Annotated in this window: 15 protein-coding genes and 2 CRISPR repeat arrays; of the genes, 4 read left to right on the forward strand and 11 right to left on the reverse strand. The window is 43.6% G+C overall.

The window, feature by feature from the left end; all coding sequences use genetic code 11:
* Positions 1 to 57: 57 nt before the first annotated feature.
* Positions 58 to 270 (forward strand): hypothetical protein, encoded by a 213-nt coding sequence (locus Y696_RS10725; RefSeq protein WP_259459618.1) that lies wholly within the window; start codon positions 58 to 60, stop codon positions 268 to 270.
* Positions 271 to 622: 352 nt separating this feature from the next.
* Here Y696_RS10725 and Y696_RS10730 read toward each other — a convergent pair whose 3' ends face one another.
* A complete protein-coding gene (locus tag Y696_RS10730; protein WP_006487559.1) occupies positions 623 to 2,023 on the reverse strand; it encodes a DUF1254 domain-containing protein in 1,401 nt (466 codons plus the stop codon).
* A gap of 463 nt (positions 2,024 to 2,486) precedes the next feature.
* On the opposite strand from Y696_RS10730, the gene Y696_RS10735 reads away from it, so the two are divergent.
* Both Y696_RS10735 and Y696_RS10740 read left to right on the forward strand, forming a co-directional pair.
* Positions 2,487 to 2,717, forward strand: a complete 231-nt coding sequence (locus Y696_RS10735; protein ID WP_121510456.1) for a hypothetical protein — start codon at positions 2,487 to 2,489, stop codon at positions 2,715 to 2,717.
* A gap of 748 nt (positions 2,718 to 3,465) precedes the next feature.
* Positions 3,466 to 3,825 (forward strand): helix-turn-helix domain-containing protein, encoded by a 360-nt coding sequence (locus tag Y696_RS10740; RefSeq protein WP_121510457.1) that lies wholly within the window; start codon positions 3,466 to 3,468, stop codon positions 3,823 to 3,825.
* A gap of 254 nt (positions 3,826 to 4,079) precedes the next feature.
* Here Y696_RS10740 and feoB read toward each other — a convergent pair whose 3' ends face one another.
* The 3 genes from feoB to Y696_RS10755 are packed head-to-tail and all read right to left on the reverse strand — an operon-like array spanning position 4,080 to position 7,015.
* Positions 4,080 to 6,098 (reverse strand): ferrous iron transport protein B, encoded by a 2,019-nt coding sequence (gene feoB / locus Y696_RS10745; RefSeq protein WP_259459733.1) that lies wholly within the window; start codon positions 6,096 to 6,098, stop codon positions 4,080 to 4,082.
* Positions 6,040 to 6,378 (reverse strand): FeoA family protein, encoded by a 339-nt coding sequence (locus Y696_RS10750; RefSeq protein WP_006487552.1) that lies wholly within the window; start codon positions 6,376 to 6,378, stop codon positions 6,040 to 6,042. The genes feoB and Y696_RS10750 overlap by 59 nt, the downstream gene beginning before the upstream one ends.
* Positions 6,359 to 7,015, reverse strand: a complete 657-nt coding sequence (locus Y696_RS10755) for a DtxR family transcriptional regulator (RefSeq protein WP_121510459.1) — start codon at positions 7,013 to 7,015, stop codon at positions 6,359 to 6,361. Before Y696_RS10755 ends, Y696_RS10750 begins: the two co-directional genes overlap by 20 nt.
* A gap of 1,559 nt (positions 7,016 to 8,574) precedes the next feature.
* Here Y696_RS10755 and Y696_RS10765 point away from each other — a divergent pair.
* The gene (locus Y696_RS10765; protein WP_121510461.1) at positions 8,575 to 9,942 is read left to right on the forward strand and encodes an ATP-binding protein; all 1,368 of its coding nucleotides are present in this window, start codon (positions 8,575 to 8,577) and stop codon (positions 9,940 to 9,942) included.
* 542 nt (positions 9,943 to 10,484) lie between these two features.
* Positions 10,485 to 14,933: direct repeats of the CRISPR family, unit length 30 nt; unit sequence GTTTCAATTCCTCATAGGTAGTCTGGAAGC.
* 174 nt (positions 14,934 to 15,107) lie between these two features.
* Here the strand turns inward: Y696_RS10765 and Y696_RS10770 are convergent.
* The 7 genes from Y696_RS10770 to cas6 all read right to left on the reverse strand — a co-directional run bounded on the left by Y696_RS10770 (position 15,108) and on the right by cas6 (position 23,038).
* Positions 15,108 to 15,932 carry an RAMP superfamily CRISPR-associated protein gene (locus Y696_RS10770; RefSeq protein ID WP_014731680.1) on the reverse strand — a complete coding sequence of 275 codons (825 nt, stop codon included), beginning with the start codon at positions 15,930 to 15,932 and terminating at the stop codon, positions 15,108 to 15,110.
* Complete coding sequence (locus tag Y696_RS10775; protein WP_014731681.1) at positions 15,932 to 16,330, reverse strand: hypothetical protein; 399 nt, start codon at positions 16,328 to 16,330, stop codon at positions 15,932 to 15,934. Before Y696_RS10775 ends, Y696_RS10770 begins: the two co-directional genes overlap by 1 nt.
* Entirely contained in the window at positions 16,327 to 17,265 is a 939-nt protein-coding gene (cmr4, locus tag Y696_RS10780; protein WP_014731682.1) for a type III-B CRISPR module RAMP protein Cmr4, read from the reverse strand. The genes Y696_RS10775 and cmr4 overlap by 4 nt, the downstream gene beginning before the upstream one ends.
* On the reverse strand, positions 17,262 to 20,276 hold the full coding sequence (locus Y696_RS10785; RefSeq protein WP_121510462.1) for a CRISPR-associated protein Csx11: 3,015 nt from the start codon (positions 20,274 to 20,276) through the stop codon (positions 17,262 to 17,264). The genes cmr4 and Y696_RS10785 overlap by 4 nt, the downstream gene beginning before the upstream one ends.
* A complete protein-coding gene (locus tag Y696_RS10790) occupies positions 20,269 to 21,510 on the reverse strand; it encodes an RAMP superfamily CRISPR-associated protein (protein WP_121510463.1) in 1,242 nt (413 codons plus the stop codon). The genes Y696_RS10785 and Y696_RS10790 overlap by 8 nt, the downstream gene beginning before the upstream one ends.
* A complete protein-coding gene (cmr1, locus tag Y696_RS10795) occupies positions 21,494 to 22,558 on the reverse strand; it encodes a type III-B CRISPR module RAMP protein Cmr1 (protein ID WP_121510464.1) in 1,065 nt (354 codons plus the stop codon). The genes Y696_RS10790 and cmr1 overlap by 17 nt, the downstream gene beginning before the upstream one ends.
* A 90-nt stretch (positions 22,559 to 22,648) precedes the next feature.
* A complete protein-coding gene (gene cas6, locus Y696_RS10800) occupies positions 22,649 to 23,038 on the reverse strand; it encodes a CRISPR-associated endoribonuclease Cas6 (protein ID WP_121510465.1) in 390 nt (129 codons plus the stop codon).
* A gap of 400 nt (positions 23,039 to 23,438) precedes the next feature.
* Positions 23,439 to 25,306: direct repeats of the CRISPR family, unit length 30 nt; unit sequence GTTTCAATTCCTCATAGGTAGTCTGGAAGC.
* The last annotated feature ends 35 nt before the right edge of the window (positions 25,307 to 25,341 follow it).

Here is a 25,341-nt window from a genome sequence, read left to right on the forward strand (position 1 = left end):
ATCCTTGCGGGGTAAATATGATACCTCAATATAAACACTTCCTATTGGGACCTCAATGTGGAACCGTCCGGAGTCAACATTCTTGGAATACTTTTCGGCGGAGATAGCCTTTATTATGGAGAAGTTGTTCTTCTAAAAAATGTTCATTACGAACAGTATGTGTCATATTCGACGGTTATTCGCCAGCCCGATCTAAGCAACTATACGGTAGGTGCTCTTTCTACAGACGGCATCTACGAAATGAAAAACTGGTGGATATTCCTGAGATAACGGCATTTGTCACCTAGAATAATTGCGCAGATTTCTTAATCTGCTGCTGATTCAAAGTCGCCTAGATTCTATAGCCTAATTGCGTGGTTTCTTTCAGGGTCCTTTGAATCACTCGTTGAACTCACTTTTTTTAATCCTGCTTTGCTCACCAGAGTATTTTAATAGCTGGTTCTGGCGGGAATCAGGGATGATATGTTGTTCAATAGAAGTACTCTCTGCTTCCAACTCCGTGATGACTTTAAGAAGCAGATCAAAAGACTTAACAGTTTTGTCAATTGACACTATGACTGAGCTTTTGGCAGTCCATATGCCTATGAAACAAGATAGTTGCTCTTGGTCTTCTACATATATGCTATTCAGCAGGCGTCTTTCTTACAACGGGTGGACAGTAGAGAGGATCCAGTCCTTCCGGTGCCGGTATATAGATTCGCAACGTCATGGTAAATTTCCCGTCGGGTGCTGGAAGCCAGTTAGATTCTTTGTCTGCGCCTGGTGAGTCATGCTGCAGGTAAAGAATCAATGAACCGTCTTCAGCATATTTGAGGTCGGACCTGTCGCCTATAGAGTATCTGTTCAGTGGGTTATCGACCATGAATTGATTTTCGTCGTACATCGTTATTGACCAGAAGCCCTTGGGATCGACTGGAGGCAACTCCTCCTTGCTGAAGGAGATCACGTAATTGTGCTTGGAAGCATCTAGTGGCTCTCCGTCACCGTCAAAGAAACAGCTAGGATAGTAAGCCTCTTCGAGATCGTTTCCATACAATCCCATATGAGCCGCCGAAGCTCTAATCAGATAGAGACCCTGCATCCTCTCTCTGTTCCCGAATATCCTTCCCGGTAAAGACCAACCATTTGTGATACTTCCCATTGTAGTACCTGGATGATAAATCGCCTGCCGCGCTTCGGCTATCGCCGATTCTATTGCCTCTCGAACGGGTTCGGAAAGTTTTGACTCATCGAATGTTTTGCCCGGGCCAACCCCTATCTTTGAGAAACTCTGGATGAGGGCTTCTTCAGAAGGATGAATTTGCAGCTGGCCGAGAAGAAAATTGAAGTAGCCTATGAAACCTGCCGAATCGGCGACGGTCTGGTCAAAAAAAGGAAAACTCTCCATTTGAAGCGCTTCAGGAGAAGGAGCCCCGGAATATTCACTCACAGTCTGCAGTGAACACTGCTGCTGAATCTCAATGACACTCTGCAAATCTCCTGGCTTTTCGCTATTGACAGCAGTCCTTACTACGCAATAAACATAATTTCCCTCGCTGTAGAAGACATCATCTATTCCCGAAGGGATCTCGCCTTCCCAGTAGGGGCCTGCCACCATTACTGTCACAGCGTCCGTCCCCGTGGTCCTGGAGCCCGCATATGCGAAATTGTGAGTGTACATATCTACAAGCTGCAGAGAGAAGTACCTGTCTTTAACTCCTGGAAGATCTACCACAATCGGTTCAGCCCTCAAATCTAGCCAGGCCGTTGAGTAAATAGTATCGTTGTTGGGCCGTACAACTGTCTTGCTATCCGGTCCGAAAAGAGTCTTGATCCTGGTAAATGTGTTGAATTTCCCCGAACTTACGGCTTCTACATACATCGTTCTGTAATTCTCTAGCATAGGGTAAGCGAAAATGTATGCGTCCTTGGCCAACGAGTTTGCTTCGGAAGGATCCGTGGTGAGTTCCTGTTGATTGGAGAAAACAACTGAAAACAACATCAGGAAAGCTAAACAAACAAATAACAGCCTATTCGAAATCATGCAGAAGCCTCCTCTCTGCTTTTAGCAGCGGTGTTTCGTACTGAAAAAGAACCTAAGATCTGATTCTTTCCACGCTATAAACCGTACTTGAATAGCATAATGTTTTCAGTGGCAAATTCCTATGCATCTGAAAGAGGGTATTCATAATCATTCAGTAATAGTCAAGAACTTCTTGTACCAAAGAACCTTCTTATTTTCGCAGAACCTATTTCCGTTTTTTAGGAAGAAGTGGAATTCACTCTCCTAACGCTTTGGCCACCTAAAATCTCCTGTTCAGAAAACCCGGAATGTAAAGTTTTTCCACCGCCCGGTCAATCAATAAGCAAAACCCAGTCCCGGACTTTCTTCCCTTGAACTTCACTAAAGAAATGAATGAAAGTTATTAAAAGAAACTAATCCTGCACACACACTTCAAAATGTCTGAATGAATATAGTTGGGTTCCATAATCTTCTGGGTTTGTAAATGCTCTCCAAAGCCAAAGGTGAAAGCGCGGCAGTAGTTGTGATATACCGTTTCCAGTTCATCGGACTTCCGATGGTTAATATATCGTGGCTGGATATTCAAACTCAACTGATGGGGATGTCTGCGGTAACCTTAATTCTAGCTGCTTCCGGATTGCGAAACTGGATGCAAACGGCAATATCATACTACAGAAGTGCCTTAGAGGAAGCGGATATGAAGAGAACACTTTAGTTTTTCGAACATCCTGCGGGGATTACATCATTGCCGGCCAAACAATGTCAAATGACGGAAATGTCTTGGGTAATCAATCGGTAGGAGCCTGTGTTGCTGGATAGTAGCAGTGGATGTTGCCGTCAATTTCCACCGGTAGAAATGCCTCGGCGGGAGCTGCTCTGATGACGCCAATGAGGCAAATGCTGTTCTGACGGGGGAGCAGTAATCGTTGGCCAGACAGTATCAAATGATAGAGATGTATCGGGTAACAAAGGACAGATCGATTACTCGATGGTGAAGATTGACTGCCTGGAATGGCAAATCGTTTATAGCAAATCTGAAGCCAGTCATCGGATGAAATCACTGAGTAATATCGGTTCTTATTGTTTTGAAAATAAGAGCTTATTCTGACTATCTCACTAGAGATAACGAGTTTCATACATAGCTATGTCAAAATGGGCGCGGCCTAGAGAGCTCTGCCTATTTCTTACATCGTAGTTCCGCTCCACTTGACCGATCTTCGAATTGGAGACAAGAAGTGGTTTAAACAGATTGGTCTTATCACGGAGAAGAGTTGTTGACAAACTGGGCTCGAAACCATTACCCAGAGCGATGCCCGGAAATGCTTGATAGCCTCAATAAACACTCTTCAAACAAACATCCTCGTCGAGACGGTTTTTGCCCGTGTTTTAAGGATAACAGTCAAATTTGAAATGATTAAGTTAGATTATATTAGAATATAGCGGAAAATAGTGGAAGGAGGGAAATGAAAATGGTTGTTATGGATGGAAGGAAGTATTATGAAACAAAAGAAGTGGCGGAGATCTTTAATTGTACGCCCTGGACTGTAAGAAAATGGATAAGCGAGGGCGCGCTCAAGGCAACTAGAATCGGCAAGAGGTATCTGGTCGACGAATGGACAATCCAGAAGAAACTTGATTGGAATGCAAAGGGTGGCGATGAAGAGAGATTCTTGACCGTAAGAGAAACAAAGAAAAAGTCAGAAAGCCGTGAAGTTGCTGAATCCGGATTGCAGACGGTCAGATTTGAGAAACTTTCCGAGGGAAGGTATGCAGTCTTCAATGAAGAAGGGTTCCTGATCGGAACCCTGATAATAGACAAATAGCGTAAGAATCGGGTAGAGAATGGTTCAGGATCTTTTTTGCTCTCATGCGGAAAACATCAACGGATTTTGACTACCGGTTTGGCACCAAGGGTAATTTTCTTCTTCCGTGAATCGCAAGCAGCGCATTGCTTATAAAAATGAGTAGAAAGCGTTTTGCTTTGCTAAAGCCAACTAAGCTTTTGGGAACGATCACCGTATACGCTGCATTGCCCCAAAGCAATTTCTGATCGAGCAATTGAATGTAATATGCCTACTTAAGCGAGAAACAAACTACCAATTTGAAATACGAGAGAAGCAACAATGAACGCAAATACAGTTGTGTAAACGGCTGTAAAGAGAGCCCATTTGACTCCAGCTTCCTCCCAGATTGCGCCAAATACCGCTACGCATGGCATGTATAGCAATGTGAAAAGCATGAAAGCGTACGCCGAGAGTGGTGTGAAATACTCACTCAAGGTCAGTTCGAGGTTTCCTTCTCCTACCAGCGTCTGATAAGTCCCGACCACTACTTCCTTTGCGAGAGCTCCCATTAACACTGCAACCCCGCTCTCCCAGTGATCAATTCCCATGGGTTTCATTAGGGGAGCTACAGTTGAACCAATTACGCCTGCATAGCTTTCTTTGGAGCCATACTCCACCCCAGCGGGGAAGGTTGCCAGAGCCCAGATCACCAGGACAACTATGAAGATAATGGTGCCGGCCCTCTTGAGAAACATAAGGCTCTTGCTTCCCGCAAATCTCAGTGTCTCTTTAACCATTGGCGGTCTGTACGGCGGAAGTTCAAGCACAAAAGGCGAGCTTTCCCCCTTGAGGATCGTACTCTTGAATAACATCGCCATTCCAATGGCGGCCGCTATTCCGATCACATAGATGCTGAACACGACGGTGCTCTGGTGTTTTGAGAAGAATATACCGGTGAAGGTAAGATAGATTGGCAATCTCGCGCTGCATGACATAAAAGGAGAAACAAGCATAGTGATCAGCCGGTCCTTTCTCGATTCAAGGGTCCTCGTAGCCATAATTGCAGGAACTGTGCATCCAAATCCGATTATCATAGGTATGAAAGATTTGCCGTGGAGCCCGATCTTATGCATCAGCCTGTCCATGACAAATGCAGCCCTGGACATGTACCCTGACGATTCGAAAACCCCGATCATGAGAAACAAGAAGAAGATATTAGGAACGAAGACCATAACGCTTCCCACACCACTGATAATTCCATCCGAAACAAGAGAAACAACTATTTCCGGTACGTTCCCGGCAAGTAGAGAAACTGCAGATTCAGATAGCCATTCGAACCCAATCTCTATCTGTTCAAGAAAGAAATTCCCGATGGTAAAGGTTACCTCAAAGGTCAGCCACATTAGAAAGAAGAATATCGGAATTCCAAGCCATCTATTGGTGAGTATCCTGTCAAGTTTATCTGTGAAATCGACCCGACCGGTGTTTTTCTTCACAAAGTTCGTGTAAATCTCTTGAATCGATCTGTACCTCTCCTGGGCCATTGCTATAGAAGCGTCTCCAACAGACTTTTCGAGGTCTGAAACGATTTGATCGACTGCGCCCTTTGTACCGCTTGAAGCTCTTTCGAGTAACGTTCTGTACTCTGGGTCTTTTTCAATGAGTTTTATGGACAACCATCTTGGGTCAAGCTCACTGGAAATATCGGAGTGCAATACCAGTGACTCTATCTTCCTGATTGCCTCTTCGATTCTCTGGTCGTGGAACTTTCTCTCTGTTCTCGACGAGACCTTCCCCACATATTCGAAAATCTTGTCCTTAAGATCCTTAATGCCGGTGCGTTTCAGCGCCGATATCATGACGACTGGCACCCCGAGCTCTCTGGCGACGCCTTCCGTGTCAATTGAGATCCCCTGGGCCTCCAGCTCGTCCTGCATATTCAGAACCACAATGACGTTCATACCCATTTCTATCAGTTCGAGAGTGAGATAAAGGTTTCTTTGCAGGTTCGTACTGTCGATTATCGACAAGACCAGATCGGGCCTGCTGGTCACCAGATAGTCACGGGAGATTCGTTCATCTATCGAAAAGGCATTCAAGCCGTATATCCCCGGTAAATCGACGACTCTTGCCTTGATTCCGCCGAAGGAAAATACTCCTTCCTTCTTCTCTATCGTAACTCCTGGCCAATTTCCTATCTTTTGGTGCATCCCTGTCAGAGCATTGAACACCGCTGTCTTTCCCACATTGGGATTACCAGCCAGTGCGATATCGATAACGTCTTCTTCTACCAAAACGCCCTTTGACGGCATTGTTCTCCTCCCCTCCATCTACAAAGCGGACTCTTTCGTCCACTGGTTCAACTACTATCCTGCTTGCGAGAGAATTGCTCAGACCCATCCGAGACTCCCCTATTAGAAGAATCAACATTCCCTCAGCCGAGCCCCTCATAACTTCAACAACAGCGTTTTCGATAAGACCAATGCTTCGCAGTTTCGATCTCTGCGTTTCGCATCTTGAAAGATCAACTATTCTGCAGCGGCCCCGTCGCACGTTGCTGAGAAAGAAACTATCAGATACTCTCGACGACAACGGCCCTCGCCTCCTCCTTACGAAGACTGAGTCTGTATCCCCGCACCTTTATCTCGATAGGATCACCCAGGGGAGCGATAGCCTCAAGCGAAATCTCTGTTCCAGGAAGCACTCCCATGCTCAAGAGACGTCTCTTCAACTCGGGATCGCCCCTGATGGCTTCGACCCTGTAGACCTTTCCGCTTTTTTGTTTGTCCAGAGTTCCTTGTGAGTCCTTTTCATAATCTTCAACGTAAGTCTGCATCTTTTTGAGGAGCTCAGGGTTTTCGGCGAAGAACCTCGTTACGGCTTCCATTTTCGTCAGCAATTCCTGATTCAGATGATGCTCGAGACCATGTGCAAGTTCGCCTGCTTTGCTACTCTCGATATACAGAACTTCTTCGAGAAAAGTCTTGAGAGAGTTGTGCTTCTCGAACAATAGACTGGCCTGCATCAGTCCTGCCTGAGTGAGTTTAATGTAACTGTACTTTTCGTAGTCGACGAGTCCATTTTTGCTGAGCTTCTTCAATGCAGAAATCACCGAGGAAGTTTTCACCCCAAGGATCTCAACCACATCTTTCACACGTGCAAAGTCCTTTTCGATCTGTATCTGGTACACAGACTTCAGATAATCCTCCAGGCTCTCTGAAATAGTCACTGTGAAACCACTCCTTTACATATGAAGATAAGATAGACATATCTACCATTAGTATATTGTTATAGTCCATCGTTGTCAAGACATCCCCGGAAGCTTTTTCAGGAGCTTGAAGTACCCAGTGAGCCAATTCTTCCTGCGAAGCAAACAAGGCTTGAGCAAATACCGAGGCGAAAGTGAAAGGAAGCGTTTCTATCCGGGGAAGACATGAAGCCTCATACGCTCGGGTCCGACACCACACAGACAGACAAAACGCATGAATTCGTCACCCTGAAAGGGTTCGAAGCTTGTGCAGATTGTGAGAGTGTTACCAGGCCCTTAGCATGATTTCGAAGAAAGTCTCAGGCGCTTAAGGTTCTGATCTGTAAAAGAATTCACGCTCTTTACCTGTTAGTTAGTTATTTGGCCTTGTTATTTCACCTCTGTCGATGAAAGAACACCCGGGTTTCATTCGCTCCTGTACGGCCCTTATTTCGTTAAGGTAAGTGAGAGTCTTTACTTGCTGATACGTACAAACCGAATTCTGACCCCGTTTTTTTAACCCTCATTACGTCATCCCGTAGAACCTGCCCCAATGAGCCTGCCCTGAAATGATCTTGTTCAGGGATTCTGTTTGGGGTCTCCTCTTCAGGGATTCTGTTTGAGTCTTCTCTTCAGTCATCCCGTAGTGCTCTTATACGGGATCTCTCAATAGAAACCGCTCTACGCTAAAGAACGAAAACCCGCTGAACGCTGCAAAGAGCCGTCCTTCGTCCCAAACCATGAACCCGTCCTTCGGGAAGACTGTTTCTTCGTTCCGACGCTGCGCGTCCAGGTTGTTCGTTCTTGGAACAGATCCCGGATCAAGTCCGGGATGACAGCGTATGGTTACTCCGAAAACGCCGAATTCCGTCATTCCGACAAAGCTCCTGGTCGGGATCTCGTCCTTGGTTCTTCGTTCCGACGCTGCGCGTCCAGGTTGTTCGTTCTTGGAACAGATCCCGGATCAAGTCCGGGATGACAGCGTATGGTTACTCCGAAAACGCCCAATTCCGTCATTCCGACAAAGCTCCTGGTCGGAATCCTGACGCTAGTGCTTCATGACTTCAACGGTCCTCGTTTCTTACAACTCACATCTTGGAACTCCCGAATCCTGAACAGGAGCTTTTCAGTTACTCTAAGGGAGAGTATCATGCCCCGAAAACATGTTGTATCATCCCGTAATATCCCCGCGCGTCATCACTTAAAGCCTGCGCCCAAATCCACTCACTTTGTTATCCCGTAGAGGATGCCCTGAAAGCTGCCCTAAAATGCCCCTGTTTGGGTCATCCCGTGATGGTTCTGCACGGGATCCTGTCATACATTATTGCTCTTCCTCAAATGATCAATATAGCGTAGAAGAAAATTAGCTTCGGAAAGATTCGTGGATTATCTGGAAGACTCATGAATATAATACAAAAACAAACTGAGTCCTTTTCAGAGTAATTAATTGGAAACTAGAAAGGAAGAGAGGTATGAAGATGTTTTGCTAACAATATACTATATAGTATAATACTGTAAAGTATACTAAGTAGGTGATCACTGTGTTTGTTGGAAGAAAGAGGGAGTTAGCCTATCTCGAGGAGAGATTTGAAAGGGGAAAACCGGAACTCCTTATTCTATACGGAAGAAAGAGAGTTGGAAAGACAGAACTCACAAAGGAATTCTTGAGGAAGAAGCGGGGGATCTATTACCTGGCAGAGAAACTGCCTGAGAATCTTCAACTGAAGAAGCTCTCCGAGAAGGTCATTGAATTCTTCGACGAAGACATAATAACCGAATTCTCCAACTGGGAGATGCTGTTCAAGTACCTTGCCTCCAAGCACGATCGATACATACTCGTGATAGATGAATTTCCTTACCTTATAGAAAGAGAACCGGGCATTATTTCGTCTTTTCAAAAAGGCTGGGACGAATACTTGTCAGACTCGAATGTCTTTCTCATTCTCACGGGTTCGAGCGTCTCCGTAATGGAGAACAGTGTCTTGAGCTACAAGAGCCCTCTATACGGCAGGCGAACTGGACAGCTTCTTCTAAACCAGTTTCCCTTCAATGAAATCGGCGAGTTCTTCGAGAAGAAATACGAATTTGACGATTTACTCAAGATATGGGGCACTCTTGGTGGAGTACCGTTCTATCTTGAGCAGTTTGACAGCGATCTTGACTACTACGGAAATGTCATGGAGAAGATATACAACCAGAACGAGGTGTTGTTTGCCGAAGCCGAGTTTCTTCTGAATGAGGAGCTCAGAGAACCGAGAAACTACTTCGCCATTTTGAGGGCAATCTCGCTTGGAAAGAGAAAACTGGGCGAGATAATAAACGAAACTGGTATCGACAAAAGTAGCATCATGAAATATATCTCCATTCTCAATCTTCTTGGCATAGTCGAGAAAGAAGTACCAGTGGGTGAAGATCCGCTTAAAAGCAAGAAGGGACTATACAGAATAGCAGACAACTTCTTCAGATTCTACTTCCGTTATGTTTTCTATTACAAAGATCTAATACTCACCGATCAGAGGGAAAGACTGTTGAGCATCCTGAAAGATACCGAAAACAAGTTCTTCTCGCTCACATATGAGGATTTAGCGCGCAGTGCCGTCATGCGGATTAGCGGATCGAATTACTTCGAAATCGGTCGCTGGTGGGATAGAAACGCTGAAGTCGATCTGGTGGGTATGAACAGAGAAGAGAAACGGATATTATTGGGAGAAGTTAAGTGGAGCGAAAGTCCCGTCGGCACTGATATTCTTGCAGCATTGCGTGAAAGGGGAAATCTGCCGCGATGGGATGAATTCAAAGAGAAGGAGTACGCTATTTTCAGCAGATCTGGCTTCACCAAAGCTCTAGTTGACGAGGCTAAGTCCGATCGATCTCTAATGCTTTTTCACGGGGACAAGAGAGTAGTCTAAAGATCCTGTGATAAGCACACCACTTTCCAAAAAATCTGTCAGGAAGAAACCTTTTCGAGAGTTTACCAATCTTCTGATGAGAGGAATAGAAATCGAGAAGCCAATAACCTTCGGTGGCGAGTCCGGACTTTGTCGGAAAGCAAAATGGGGACTTACGAGTTCAATAAGACCTGCTGATCGCCGGGAAGTGCCGTCCTTCGTCCAAAACCATGAATCCGTCCTTCGGGAAGACTGGTTCTTCGTTCCGACGCTGCGCGTCCAGGTTGTTCGTTCTTGGAACAGATCCCGGATCAAGTCCGGGATGACAATTAACGGTTATTCCGAAAAGGCTAGATTCCGTTCTTCCGACAAAGCTCCTGGTCGGAATCTCGATACTATTGCTTCACGGCTCTCCTCGGTGAACGGAGAACCGGTTTGTTTGATCTTCCGAGACCTGAGACCCATTTCGTTGGACTTTTCTACTCACAACTCACACTGGAACTTGCAACTGATCTTGGCACACTCCAACCACCGACCCGCTATCCCCACAACCCCGTTTGAGAGTTTCAATTCCTCATAGGTAGTCTGGAAGCTGTTAATCCACCTTTCAATCTGTCTGACATACAACGGTTTCAATTCCTCATAGGTAGTCTGGAAGCCTTCTTCCCGAATAGTACCTCATTCTTGCGGTTTCAGTTTCAATTCCTCATAGGTAGTCTGGAAGCCCGACTTCTCGAAAGCGACATGAAAGACGACTGGTACGTGAGTTTCAATTCCTCATAGGTAGTCTGGAAGCCTGGTCTCTCTCTTCCTGGATAGCGTCTCTTGTGTATCTGCGTTTCAATTCCTCATAGGTAGTCTGGAAGCTACTTGATTCTACCCCGTGCCGCATTGAGAAGGTATGTTTCAATTCCTCATAGGTAGTCTGGAAGCAGTAGGTTCGCCCTTGAGAAGTTGAACCTTGTCTAGTTTCAATTCCTCATAGGTAGTCTGGAAGCGCTGCCCTCGCGGGTAGAATCGTGTTCTTCGACGTGGTTTCAATTCCTCATAGGTAGTCTGGAAGCCATTCAGAAGGCTCTTGTGTTCATGGAGAACAATAGTTTCAATTCCTCATAGGTAGTCTGGAAGCTCGAAAGATTAAGTGATATGATTAAACAAAAGTTTTGAAGTGTTTCAATTCCTCATAGGTAGTCTGGAAGCAGGTTGGCATTTGGAATATCAACAAGGCCAAGGAGAGTTTCAATTCCTCATAGGTAGTCTGGAAGCGCAATGGAGAAGCTGACGTTAGACCTTATTAGCGCAGTTTCAATTCCTCATAGGTAGTCTGGAAGCGTTTCCCGTCGAGAAAGTGGCGACCGAGAAACAGCTGTTTCAATTCCTCATAGGTAGTCTGGAAGCGGCATCCTGAACAGAGTTATAGAGAGTAGCGCCACGGTTTCAATTCCTCATAGGTAGTCTGGAAGCCCATAAGGTCTATGTTTGTTGTGGTCTTCCCGACGTGTTTCAATTCCTCATAGGTAGTCTGGAAGCAATGGTTTTCCGCGGTTTGTAACAATTTTGGTACATGTTTCAATTCCTCATAGGTAGTCTGGAAGCGCAAGCGGAAACTTCACAAGGAACCAGTCAACGAACGGTTTCAATTCCTCATAGGTAGTCTGGAAGCTCTTCCCATGAGAAGTTCCTCCTTTGCTTACTCGAGTTTCAATTCCTCATAGGTAGTCTGGAAGCATACAGCCTCAAGATCGGTCCCTTCATGATCTGCATGTTTCAATTCCTCATAGGTAGTCTGGAAGCAACCCTCCATGTAATAGGGTAGTCGGGTTCGTGAGTTTCAATTCCTCATAGGTAGTCTGGAAGCCCACTTCAGTTTTCGGCCTTTCACGCTTTGGGATCCGTTTCAATTCCTCATAGGTAGTCTGGAAGCGAGTTTGAGGGAGGTTTGACTATGGAGTGGGACAAGGCAAGTTTCAATTCCTCATAGGTAGTCTGGAAGCGGCCAAGGTTGACAGTTTCAAAGTAGTATTATACAAGTTTCAATTCCTCATAGGTAGTCTGGAAGCTCAGCAATTCTGGTAAAGTCAACTCATCAGTTTCGGGTTTCAATTCCTCATAGGTAGTCTGGAAGCTTTCTACCATTACTTGCCCGTCCGAACCATCTTCTGCAGTTTCAATTCCTCATAGGTAGTCTGGAAGCCAATAGTTTAGCATCTGATTCATACATCAATTGGTAGTTTCAATTCCTCATAGGTAGTCTGGAAGCTAAATACTCCATCGTGATAGCTTATACCTTTCTGGTTTCAATTCCTCATAGGTAGTCTGGAAGCGCTATCAACGGCGTTACTGGTGCCACTGTAGAAACAAAGTTTCAATTCCTCATAGGTAGTCTGGAAGCTAGAAATTGATTATGGTGGAACAACTTACACGGCAAGGAGTTTCAATTCCTCATAGGTAGTCTGGAAGCAAAAGGAGTGGCCAGGGATCTTCTTTGGAATTGAGGGTTTCAATTCCTCATAGGTAGTCTGGAAGCTTCATTTCTGTTATCTCTTCCCTTACCTTGTGAAGTTTCAATTCCTCATAGGTAGTCTGGAAGCTTCACCGAACGGTTTGCGCCATGCTGATTCGTAGTTGAGTTTCAATTCCTCATAGGTAGTCTGGAAGCAAGCCGGACAGTGTCGTCAGTCGATCCGGTGTCGGGTTTCAATTCCTCATAGGTAGTCTGGAAGCCTTTGCCGTGGCGGGGGTGGCCGGATAGATCCATCTTCGTTTCAATTCCTCATAGGTAGTCTGGAAGCTCATAGTATATTTCGTCTCTTACATCTGTGCTTCCGTAGTTTCAATTCCTCATAGGTAGTCTGGAAGCTATTCAAACCACAGCCTCATAGAACGAAAGATTCAGGAGAGTTTCAATTCCTCATAGGTAGTCTGGAAGCTGCAAACAATCCCGCTTCAGTACAGTTCACAGCAACACGTTTCAATTCCTCATAGGTAGTCTGGAAGCTCATGATGTACATTCCTTGATATCAAAATCATAGAAGTTTCAATTCCTCATAGGTAGTCTGGAAGCAGAAGATTATTGCTGGCCTCAACTCACTGGATGTAGGAAGTTTCAATTCCTCATAGGTAGTCTGGAAGCAACCGGGGTACCCGTGAATCGTACTCAACGACACGAGTTTCAATTCCTCATAGGTAGTCTGGAAGCGAAGGATATCGACGCCGCACAAGCAAACATCAAGAGTTTCAATTCCTCATAGGTAGTCTGGAAGCAAAAGGAAGCCGAAGAGAAGCACTTCTCTGAGAAAGGTTTCAATTCCTCATAGGTAGTCTGGAAGCTTTCCATATGAGCCTTGCCCCATGTTGATTGCTTCCCCGTTTCAATTCCTCATAGGTAGTCTGGAAGCTGAACCTAGGGTGCATACTGTGACCTTGGACGGTGTTTCAATTCCTCATAGGTAGTCTGGAAGCCCGAATACTTCGCTGCGAAACTTGCCAGAGATTCAAGTTTCAATTCCTCATAGGTAGTCTGGAAGCTTGATTATTTTCACTGTCTCACCTCCTTTCATGGTGTAGTTTCAATTCCTCATAGGTAGTCTGGAAGCGATAGAAAGCCATTTATTCATCCCCCTTTCAGAGTACAGTTTCAATTCCTCATAGGTAGTCTGGAAGCTGAAGTACCTCCCTGTTACGTTAGGTTAGTTATTTCGGGTTTCAATTCCTCATAGGTAGTCTGGAAGCCATAGAGATGCGCTCATGGCTTTTCTATTACATTCCCCGAGTTTCAATTCCTCATAGGTAGTCTGGAAGCGAAGTAGAAGAAGGAGCAATCAGACATCACATTCGGTTTCAATTCCTCATAGGTAGTCTGGAAGCCGATTGATCATTTGAAGGATGTCATAGACAAGACTGTTTCAATTCCTCATAGGTAGTCTGGAAGCGAGTGACTATCCGGCTCTTTCGGCCGTCCTAAAAGAAGGGTTTCAATTCCTCATAGGTAGTCTGGAAGCCCAGAAGCAAGAACCAGCAGATGATTATGACGAAGAAGAGTTTCAATTCCTCATAGGTAGTCTGGAAGCTAGAAGCGAGTGAAACCATCTGATGCAAAGGGAATCGTGTTTCAATTCCTCATAGGTAGTCTGGAAGCTTTCACAGGGATATTCGCTGGTATTTCAACAAGAGAAGTTTCAATTCCTCATAGGTAGTCTGGAAGCCAAGGTTGCTGACTGGGTTAGTTCTCTCGTGAGCAACAGTTTCAATTCCTCATAGGTAGTCTGGAAGCCTCTTCTTCGATCTTCTCAATGCGTGATGATTCGCCAGGTTTCAATTCCTCATAGGTAGTCTGGAAGCGACACCAGCATGAGTGCCTTTGCCTTTTCTACACGCAGTTTCAATTCCTCATAGGTAGTCTGGAAGCTTATCTATGATTTCCGTCAAATTTCACAATAAATTGCCGAGTTTCAATTCCTCATAGGTAGTCTGGAAGCCAAATGTCGCATTGTGCTGTTCGAGTTTTCAATCGTTTCAATTCCTCATAGGTAGTCTGGAAGCGATAATCGCGGTCGTCTCTTTCATCATCTCTTACAGTTTCAATTCCTCATAGGTAGTCTGGAAGCTTGTGAAGATCTTCATTCATTCACCTCCTCAGAGTTTAGTTTCAATTCCTCATAGGTAGTCTGGAAGCTCAACCCTCATAGCTGCTGAACAACTAAACCGCATCTGCTACAGTTTCAATTCCTCATAGGTAGTCTGGAAGCTTGATCTTCTTCTGTTGTTCCTCTTCCCAAATAATCGTTTCAATTCCTCATAGGTAGTCTGGAAGCGAGAAGCAGGAGATCGACCATTCTCATGAGTTCCACAGTTTCAATTCCTCATAGGTAGTCTGGAAGCTCCCCGTGAGTCTTTGCAACTGGGTGGAAAGTTTTGGTTTCAATTCCTCATAGGTAGTCTGGAAGCGCTGCTCAAGCTCCCAGCCGGTTACATCAGGCGCGGTTTCAATTCCTCATAGGTAGTCTGGAAGCTCATTACTATATAGATTATAAAGGATTTTCAGCATTTTGAGGCAATATGAGTTCTTGCCTGTTTTTCAAAGACCATTTTCTCATGAATTGCACACAAAACTGAAGAGCTGAATTGACATGCTTCTGTCGATCCCCAGGTGTTTTCAATTTATCAGGGGTCGACGGAGAAGTAAATCAGGATTTGGATTTCCAGATTCCTTTTTCGCCTATCAAAAAAGTATGATCTTTACTGAATTTAGTACCAGGTGTCCAGCATATTTGAGCTGCTGAGATTTCTGCTCCGAATCTCTCTTCTCTAGTTGTTTCAAGTCCAATAAGAGGTTCTATGTTGCCACTTAAGGCAGAGCTATCTATTTGATTGTCGGCGAGCACGTGGGAGATTGCCGAATGAGATCTTGAGAGTTTTATTACTGGAAATTCCTCGTTTAGTTCAATATCATATCCATCTAGATCAATCTGAGCAACCTGAACGCAGCCTTTCGATTCATCAGTTTCCACTCGACCCCATCCATATGTTCTTTCACCACCTATTTGTAGCTTCGAAAGTGCATCTTCCCAATTCAAGGCACAATCTTTGTGTTCAAAGATATTTCCAATGAGATAGACTTGTTTCCCGTCTCTTGTTTTTGGAGCTATATACTCTGTTTCATGCAGACTGCCCTCGTCAGCTATTCTTGCACCCAGATCTAGCGCAGTGTTCACCGTACTTCCTATGTATTTCCATTCGAACTCATCTTTTCTTTCCCATGGGAGTAGATCGATTTTCTCTTCATTATCAGAGGGGTAGAAATAGCTGAATCTGAGAGATTTATCGACGTCTATTCCGGTTTTGCTGTAATCAAAGTCTCCGTAGTCTCTGGCAAGCCTAGCAGTCAAGGCTCCCCAAAGGGTTCTACCAGGAACATAGTATCTTGTTTGCTGAAGGTTTCCAATTTTTCTCCAGCCTATGTGCATCGGAGAAAGCAGTTTGAGAGAAACCCTATGTAATTCCCAGCTCATTAATTCTTCACCTTCGCTTTGGCACCATATCTAGCGTAAACGAGAGTCCTTTCCCATAGGTCCTTCACAAGGAAGAGAGAACCTGTGTTGTTGCAGATCTTCTCGTTGACCACGCGGAGCACGTCTTCTGGATTATTCATCTTCTCATTCAAATCTTCAAAGTCTATTCCCAGCGATTCCCTAACAGAACCAAGCATTTCTTTTGCTAATTTTTCTGCTGTTTCGGTCTTCTTCTTTTCTCTCGCATAGAGATAGAGTATGCAGGCGTAAACACCGTTACCGTGGAGTACCAGGAGAATATCATTAATGAGTTTCTCTAGTTCTTTTTTGTCCATGCTCTCTAGAGCAGCCAAGATTTTTTGCCCTGACTTTGCTGCAAAATAATCGAGATTTTTCATTGGTTGTCACCACCAGAGATAATCTTCATTCTACCGAAGCCCCTCGTGGTCATTCCGCCGATGCCCATGAATTCGATGATTTTGAAGCCAGCTCTTACGACATCCATTGGGGATTTCCAGCAATTTATCTTTCCGTTTTCTTTATATTTATCTTCTTTCATTGAGTCACTGAACCCTTCGATCTTATAATCGTCTTGAATTACGGCTGAAATTAGCCATGTGGCTCTTGGAATTGCTTCATATGTGAAAAGAGCTTGATCTTCGGCAGCACCGGTTTCAGGATTGATCGCTACGGAGGTCCTTGTTTCAAGGTTGTCATTGACTATTTGTGTGAACAGCTTATCTGATACTATATAGATCTTCTGTTCGACAACCTTCCACTCGTCTTTTTCTGCCAAGCCACCAAGTTTGGGCTTTTCAATTGTTATATTTTCTACATCAATGAATAGCCAGCCGATTTTGATCTTGCTGTTTTCATCTGTTCCGCCCAGGTGATAAGCTTTTTCTTCATCTGGGCCGAGGTCTTTCATATCGAAGCCAATTTCGTTCAGCATAGCTCTTGTAGTAACCCAGATCGTTCCTTCGGATGAACAGACCGGGAAAAGAACTATCCTTGCATCCGAAAAACTAACAACGCCGGCCTTGCTGGTTTGCTTAGAACCAGAGCTATTTATATACCCAAAAGTGTATGATACTGGATTCTCAGTACTCTTGGGCTTTTTGCTGCCAGCTGCATCCAGATCTCCCATAAGCATTGCAGCGTACATCTTCGCCGCGCCTGAGAGGCTTGTCCCTGGAATTATCGGTATGTTTGAGCCGGCTTCTCTTATTATCGTATTGTCTACTATCCCCAGATTAGTTCCGCCCGTACCTATGTGAATTGGGTCAAGAGTCATGAAAATGAATTTCTCCTCGCTATAGAGTTCGTTGCTCATTCCGCCACCTCCGATTTATCCTTCATTATGCTCATGTGAATTTCCAGAACATCCACAAATTTCCCATTCACACAAAAATCAACGAGTTTCTCTTTCTCATGCTTTGAGAGAGGTTGTTTCCATTTGAGATTTTCAACGACGTTCTCAACATAACTGTTGAAAGTATCGTCCTCATTTTCTGTAGAAAGGGCCCAGTCTCTTCGTTTTTCTTCAACGAGAGTGTTTAGCTTCTTTATCTGGCTGTTCGAAAGTTTTGTTGAGATAATTGCCCACACTCTTTCAATCTCATCCAGATCGTCAAGATAATATGGGCGCTGTTTTCTATCATTTGACCGCCTTCTACAATCGTTGGTGTAGCTGATCTCGAATCTCTGGGATGCAGACGAAAGATACTCAAAGTCAAAATAAGAAGGTGTGACTTGAACTATGTCGCCCTCTTTGAGTTCTGAAACATGAACTAGCCAGTTACCGGAAGGCCCCTTGAAAGAGAGGAGCCTTTTTTCAGGTTTGGCTTCGGCGTTCAAAACATAAAAATACGGATACCATACATCTTCTGAACAGTCTCCCATCTTTGAGGGGATTTTCCAAAATTGATTTCCTTGGAAAGTCAATTCGAAGTAATCTGAGAGCTCTTCGGGTTGTTTCATCAATATCCATGTTTTTTCTTCATTGTCGATTTGCATCATTCTGCGCCCGGCATCCATGATGGCAGGAAGAGCCGTATGATATCCCGCATACACAATTCCAAGATTCATGGGCAGGCGGTTTCTGACTTTTCCCATTTCCCTTTCGTATTTCTCTTTTATCTTTTTGGCAGCTTCAAGAGCCTTATCTGCCGGCACAAGAACCATAAATCTTTCCGGGTCTTTCGTTATTTCGATTACCGGGGTGTAATTACACGATTCGATTTCTATGCCATCGATTCTTGAACTGGCAAGGACTACTGAAGGATCATTGGAGTTGAAAAAGTCTATGTTCTTGCCTTTCAGCCCTTCAAGCAAGGCATCAACTAAATCTTTCCGACTGTCTGTCTTTATTTCAACAGGGAGCTTCTTGGCAAGCAATTCAAGATTCTCAATTATCACGAAGTTTTCGAGTCCATCAGCGCCTTTAGGATTCTTGTTCTCGTAGAATACAGTGAACTTGGTTTCAGTGAACTTGGTTTCATTGAACTTGGTTTCATTGACTTTGGCTTCATAGGCATTATTTGTTGGGAGGCTTAGATTATTTGTCCGAACTTTCAAAACAAGCCTTTCAGTTATTGGATCTATAACTTCTTTGATTTCTGCGAGAGCCTCATCCCAGAATTTACTTGTCGTCTCCCACACTCTACGAACCCTTGCAAAAGAAGGAGGTTTCCGCCAAATTGCGAGTGCCAGCTTTTCATTTTTTTCGAGTGCTTTGTTTTCTTCGAGATCTTCAGAACCTACCATAAAGTTATAAAGGCCATCAACTGTTTTGAGATCAGTCAAGACGTATTTTTTCCCAACACTTTTCAGACTTGGGATACAATTTAGTTCATCTGATGTTGAAAGCTCTCCCGTAAGTTCCTTGAATGAGAAGCCAATGTCTTTTTTTGGACTTCTAAGTGTTGAAAGATTGTCTGTATTACCTACCCAATTATCCAAATTGAAACTGAAGCTAAGCAGTGCTATCTTTCCCTTTGAGTCTGCAATTTCATCGATCCATACGGTATGATTTTTCCTGTTTGCCGCCCACTGCTTTCCACGACCAGTAATTCTCCTAGAACATTCTTCACAAAACTTAATCCCTCGTTTTCGAGAGTTAGCATCAATAGATCTTATGTTACAAGAAGGGCATAACTCTGCTGTTTCGGTCCAGAGTTCTTTGAGTTTCAGACAAGGAATATTGCCATCAGGCTTCTTTGATACAACAGAACCCAAATTATAGAGGTTTCTTGAAGGCCGTTCGGTTATATGAAAGAACGGAGTAACTTCCCAGTTAGTTGAAGTTGTAATCTCTTCGGAGATTGTTTGCTTTAGACTGAACCCTTTCTTCACGACCAAATCATCAATTGCCAGTTTTTCGCTTAGCTCTGGAATTAGAAAAGTTATCCCGTTTGTGTCTCTGTATATTTCTAAACCAAGAGGATACTCCACCTCGATTAATGATTTTGCTCTATCTAATGCTTCATCGATAAGCTTTCTTCGACTTATAATGTCTCCAATACCAGCTCCTTTTGCCACATAGCTTTCACCGTCAAAAGTCACGTGAAGATATCTGAAAGTGTATCTGTTGTCTTTATCGAAAGGATCTTTATATCCATTGATTAAGGATTCTGCAAGCTCTGCTTTGAAAAAAGCTACCGAAGATATTGTCTGGTCCCAAAGAGTAACGTCATTTATAGGTCTTCTAGTATCTCCTATTGCTCTACTAAAATGCCTCTGAAGTGTGCTGATAAACTCCTTTCTAAGTCCGTTCCACATTCTTAGGTTCTCTGCACTATTCTGCCCAGCCAGTTTTCGAATTACATCTAGCTTTTGTTTTATAAAGTTGTACAGAATATGTCTTTCGGAAGCTATTTCGTCAATGTCCAAGAAGCTATTTTCATGACCAAATGCGGTAGATGGGTATATGATTGCAATAGCCCTATTTTTTTGGTCTTCATATGCCTTATCATCAAGAATTCCTTTCTCGGTTCCTGAACCCCTTCCGTGTGCATCTCGATTCAAGCTCAGATAAGGATTTGTGAGGTTGCTTTTCTTATGGGTCTCAACGAATTCCCCGATTATTATCTTCTTGACAAACGATGTTTCAATTCCCCATTTATCAGTCAACTTTTCTGAGACTCCGTCAGTGAGATCCTTGACGAAAAGCTTACTCATCATGGGATTCTCAATGATTTCGGAGGGAACCACAGCATCTAGCTTGCTGTTTTTTCCGCTTATGAACTCTTCGTGATACTTCCCTATCATGTGCAACCAGCATGCAATTTCAGCAGTAAGCAAAACGTCTCTGTTTTCTGCAAGAACAGTCAAATCCTTATTCATCAGGATTACCTCCCGCTGTATCTGGTTGAGCGTTCATATCGGCTATTGCCTTTGTTAGGTCGATAAGCTCAGCAAAGCTCGAAAATTCTCCCGCATTTTGTGAAGAGTCCTTGACACGCAGTGAGTCCATATAAGATTTTCCATTTTCCTCATACCAGCGTTTGAATTTTGAGAATTCATCACCACTCAGAAAACCGTGCTCTGTCTTCTGCTTCTGAAACTTTTTATTGCTGAGTAGGGTTCCTGTTGCATTGTCAACCAGTTCACCTTTCACAGTTCCGTTTTCGTTGAGATATTTCCGGAAATTCTCAGGTAGTTTCATTGCCTCGTTTTCTCGCTCTAGATTTACAGACATGTCAGTATAAACTTTTCCGTTTCTTACATTGTTGCTGGCTATACCATATCCGCTTGAGGTCTTTGCTCCAAAACCATAAACAGTGAACATAGCTTCAATTCCTTTGGCGATTACTTTCAGATCTTCAAGCATTTGTTTGGCGGATTCCTCCTTTTCTTTTCCAGCAAGGTCGAACGGAACATAGAGCAGTGAAAATTTGCTATTTGTGCCCAAAGGAATGCTCTCAATAAGTATCGGAACGGTTCCGGCACGGGTTTTTCTATCGTGAGGATTTACGATTTCGTAGTCTACTTTATCGAAGAACGATGGAAAGAAGTGAAGACGACCTTGTCGAAAGCTTTCATTCGTCAGTCTCTCGTTTCCAAAGATTCGAGTGATTTGCTCGTCATCTTCCTTCATACCTTCATGCCAAAGCGCTGAACGAAGGCAGCCTTTCCATGTAGACCCGGGAATATATGGGCAATCGAGAATCTTCTCTCGCTTTATGGAGTTTTCAATAATCGTAAAATTCTCATCATCTTTGGAGATGTAGGGCTTTTCAAGAGTAAAATCAAATTCGATAATGAATGAGTAGGGAGGGAGAATATCTAGGGCCGTCGAATTTGTTTTATTGAATATCTCTTTAGCAAAACTGCTCCTACAGTCCGCATTTTTCCTTCTTCTCACATAAACTTGTTTTACGCAGTTTTCTCCATCAGAATACCCTATAGCTTCGAGGTACTTGAAAGTAATCAAGAGTTCTGAGTCGCCTAGTTTTCTAAGAATTTTCGAAAGTACATTCTCATTTGGTTTGTTTTTCTGGAGTTCATCTGTGAGTTCGCTCATAATGTTTTTTTCCCTGATTTCGAAGAAGGTGCTGGAATTACAGTCGAGAATCATTTTGTGTCACCTCACTTAGCATTTCACCAAAAGAAAAAATCTCCCCATCGCTATTAGTTTGATAATCTCTTTCAATTGCTTCGCGAATAATTTCCGAAACAGCTCTTGCTGTGAATCCCCAAATGCGCAACTTATATTTTTCATTCTTCTGGTCCTCTTTGTAGAAACTGCTAACAAACACTTTGCTTGCCGATTTATCACCTTTCGTTCTCCCAAAGATCTCTGCTGTAGCTTTTTTGGATCCACATTTTCCAAAGTATTCTTTTCGCAACATATATCTCAAATCAAAAGACATTGGAATATAAACATCCTTGCCTTTATTACGCAAATATTCCAGGTTCGCTGGCGGAAGAGATTTTCCAACTTCTGTTTCGATTTTCCAGTAGTTATTCAGCGAAAAGCCTTTCTTATCATCACTTTTCTTGACAAAGCAATTTTCCTTAAGGAATCTGTTGATTATCCGAAGTGATTCTTTTGTTTCCTCCGCATCGTCAGTGAGTTCAAAGAGGCCGTAACCGAATTGAGGCTTAGCCCCAAGAGAACCAAAGTTGCTCATAATTGAAAGGACAGCCTTGAGCTGCTTTTCAATTTGATTTCTATCGCACCTTGGAAAAACTCTAAGCTCAAGCGAACCGAAGAAGTCCCTATCATAAAGGTTCTTCTCAAAGATCTTGCTTAACCAGTTCTTGTTGATGTTGTTAGTTGTAGCCTGTGAAAAGGGTTCATTCCCTCTAACCGGCTGCTTGCCATCGACCGTTACAGACAAACTGAACATTCTCTTCCAGCCTGTAGTTCCAAAAAGATAACAGGCAGGACAAAGCTTCGAAATCCTTTCTTCACCGTCGTTTTCTTTGCCAGATAGTTTACAGCGATTATCTGAAGTTGGATCGCATACGTAATAGCCGAGACCTCTAGCAATAACTTCATACCACCATCTGATGCTTCCTATAATTCCCGTTTCATGTACCCGGTCCATCTTTCCATCTGACCCACCGGTCCATAGCGGGGTAAGGGTCTTAACTCTGAATGTGATCGGTCCACTCTCCATTTTTCCCACACCTCTTTTCTATGCAGCCCCAAAGTCAGCCGCTGATTCTTGCGTATTCCAAGTGTTTCGATGGCTAAGTAATCTTCTGACTTAAGTTTTAGGTACGCGCTGGATTCTTATCAAACTCATCCTTATAAATGAACGCTCTCCCGTTAGTTTCAACTGGCTCCTTTCACTGATTTCTATCATTCCAAATCCCTGTGCATTCTTTGAACCTAGTCCCCAGTAGTAGGCTATTGATATAAGCTCCGGACCTGCGTTAAGCTCAAAGCGGAAGTCCCAGGCAATTTGAGTGAAATCCTTGTACTTGACAATTCGTTGAGCAGGTCTTGAGACAAGTTTGAAGGAGAAAGATTCTCTTGCTCTGCCGGAATTACCCAATGCACTTGCCTTTCTGTTGAGGTTTTCCTGAATCTGAATTGCGAAATCTTTCTCTGCCGGATTGCAGAAATAGGTTTTCTTTCTCCCGTCTGCTGTCATGAGAGTCGAATAACCCTTAGTAAGCGATATTGTTCTCGCTTATTCGTCATTCTGTTCGGCGACAAATGCATCAAGATGATTTTTCGAGGAACGCAGTACGGAGCCTTACTTATCGCAAGCAACTGCAAAACCATTACCTCATTTCATCTTTGTATAACACCATTTGACAATTAATGTGAAAGTGACAACTTAATACCCCATTCAAGCTATCCATAATTGTTCCGGCAAAGACTTCACAAGGCATAATTTATATTCATTATATCTCTTGTAACAAATAAATCAAAATCCAAGCATATATTGTTTTTTTGAAACGATCAAACCAGTTTATTGATGAATGGATTCGGCTTTCTAGGAACCTGTGAAGCCCTATCAAGGCTTGCAGCCATCCCCATGTTCTGGAGTTTCAATTCCTCATAGGTAGTCTGGAAGCAATCGAAAATGATGCAATTAGATCTAGTATTTACGTGTTTCAATTCCTCATAGGTAGTCTGGAAGCCGTGAAACACGGGAGAGCTACTGCAACTGAACTAACGTTTCAATTCCTCATAGGTAGTCTGGAAGCAATCGAAAATGATGCAATTAGATCTAGTATTTACGTGTTTCAATTCCTCATAGGTAGTCTGGAAGCCACACAAAGTGGCACAGAAGATCCAGAAACAGAAGTTTCAATTCCTCATAGGTAGTCTGGAAGCCAGAAGAGAAAGTAGGCGAAAAGACATTACAGGCATGTTTCAATTCCTCATAGGTAGTCTGGAAGCTTGTCTCGGACTATGCGGATCCCTTCAGCTTGCCTGGTTTCAATTCCTCATAGGTAGTCTGGAAGCAGGGGCTCTCCTGGAAAGTTGGAGAAAAGATAAACAGTTTCAATTCCTCATAGGTAGTCTGGAAGCACACATGAGTTCAATACTCAGAACTAACCAGGAACAGTTTCAATTCCTCATAGGTAGTCTGGAAGCACTGCTATATCTCTAATGAGGTATAGCAGACTTATGGTTTCAATTCCTCATAGGTAGTCTGGAAGCGAGAAATCTGGAAACTTCCATATTTTCCCGATCGAGGTTTCAATTCCTCATAGGTAGTCTGGAAGCTCTTCTTGACTTGATCATCAGCGAAGAGATCAGCTAGTTTCAATTCCTCATAGGTAGTCTGGAAGCGCAATTTTCAATGATCAAGTGTTTGAATACGGGGTTTCAATTCCTCATAGGTAGTCTGGAAGCATTGATAAGGCTAAGAAATTCCCGGAAATTGCAATCGGGTTTCAATTCCTCATAGGTAGTCTGGAAGCACTTGACTGTATTCTATGCTATGCCTATAACTGCGTTTCAATTCCTCATAGGTAGTCTGGAAGCCTTATCAACATCTGCCAAGTCGTGAGAGTCAATGTCGTTTCAATTCCTCATAGGTAGTCTGGAAGCGATTCGGCGTTATAGTCCCATGCAACGCCGACTGCAGTTTCAATTCCTCATAGGTAGTCTGGAAGCATTGCCGAATCCGTAATAGGCGTGCTCGGCTGTAATGGGTTTCAATTCCTCATAGGTAGTCTGGAAGCGTTTTTGCCGCCATCTATCGCTCTGATATTACTAAGTTTCAATTCCTCATAGGTAGTCTGGAAGCGCAGAGATCGTCTCTCAGATTCTTCTTTAGCTTGTGGGTTTCAATTCCTCATAGGTAGTCTGGAAGCGTTTGAGCGCGTAGCCTGAGATGTTTCCCATGTCGCGTTTCAATTCCTCATAGGTAGTCTGGAAGCTACGCGATCAGATGAGCATTGTTCACCAGACGGCGAGTTTCAATTCCTCATAGGTAGTCTGGAAGCCGAAACATTCCAAATTCAAAAGGCTGGTATTACTGTTTCAATTCCTCATAGGTAGTCTGGAAGCCGGTGTTCTTAGCTCAATTTATCTCAAAAATACTGGTTTCAATTCCTCATAGGTAGTCTGGAAGCGTTTTTGCCGCCATCTATCGCTCTGATATTACTAAGTTTCAATTCCTCATAGGTAGTCTGGAAGCCGAATACGAGAAGAAAGAAGAGTTTTCCGACGCAAGTTTCAATTCCTCATAGGTAGTCTGGAAGCAGCAACTATACCTTGAGAATATTCTTAGACGGTAGTTTCAATTCCTCATAGGTAGTCTGGAAGCATGTTCTCTGGTGGAAGGGAGAAGATGGATTCTTTGGTTTCAATTCCTCATAGGTAGTCTGGAAGCTGACCGAGGAAGATATGAAGAAAGAGATCGAGAGATGTTTCAATTCCTCATAGGTAGTCTGGAAGGCTGTCCACGTTGTGGAAACCTAAACTATAGTGCGA

The sequence above is a fragment of the Mesotoga sp. H07pep.5.4 genome (assembly GCF_003664935.1).
Classification (GTDB): Bacteria; Thermotogota; Thermotogae; order Petrotogales; family Kosmotogaceae; genus Mesotoga; species Mesotoga prima.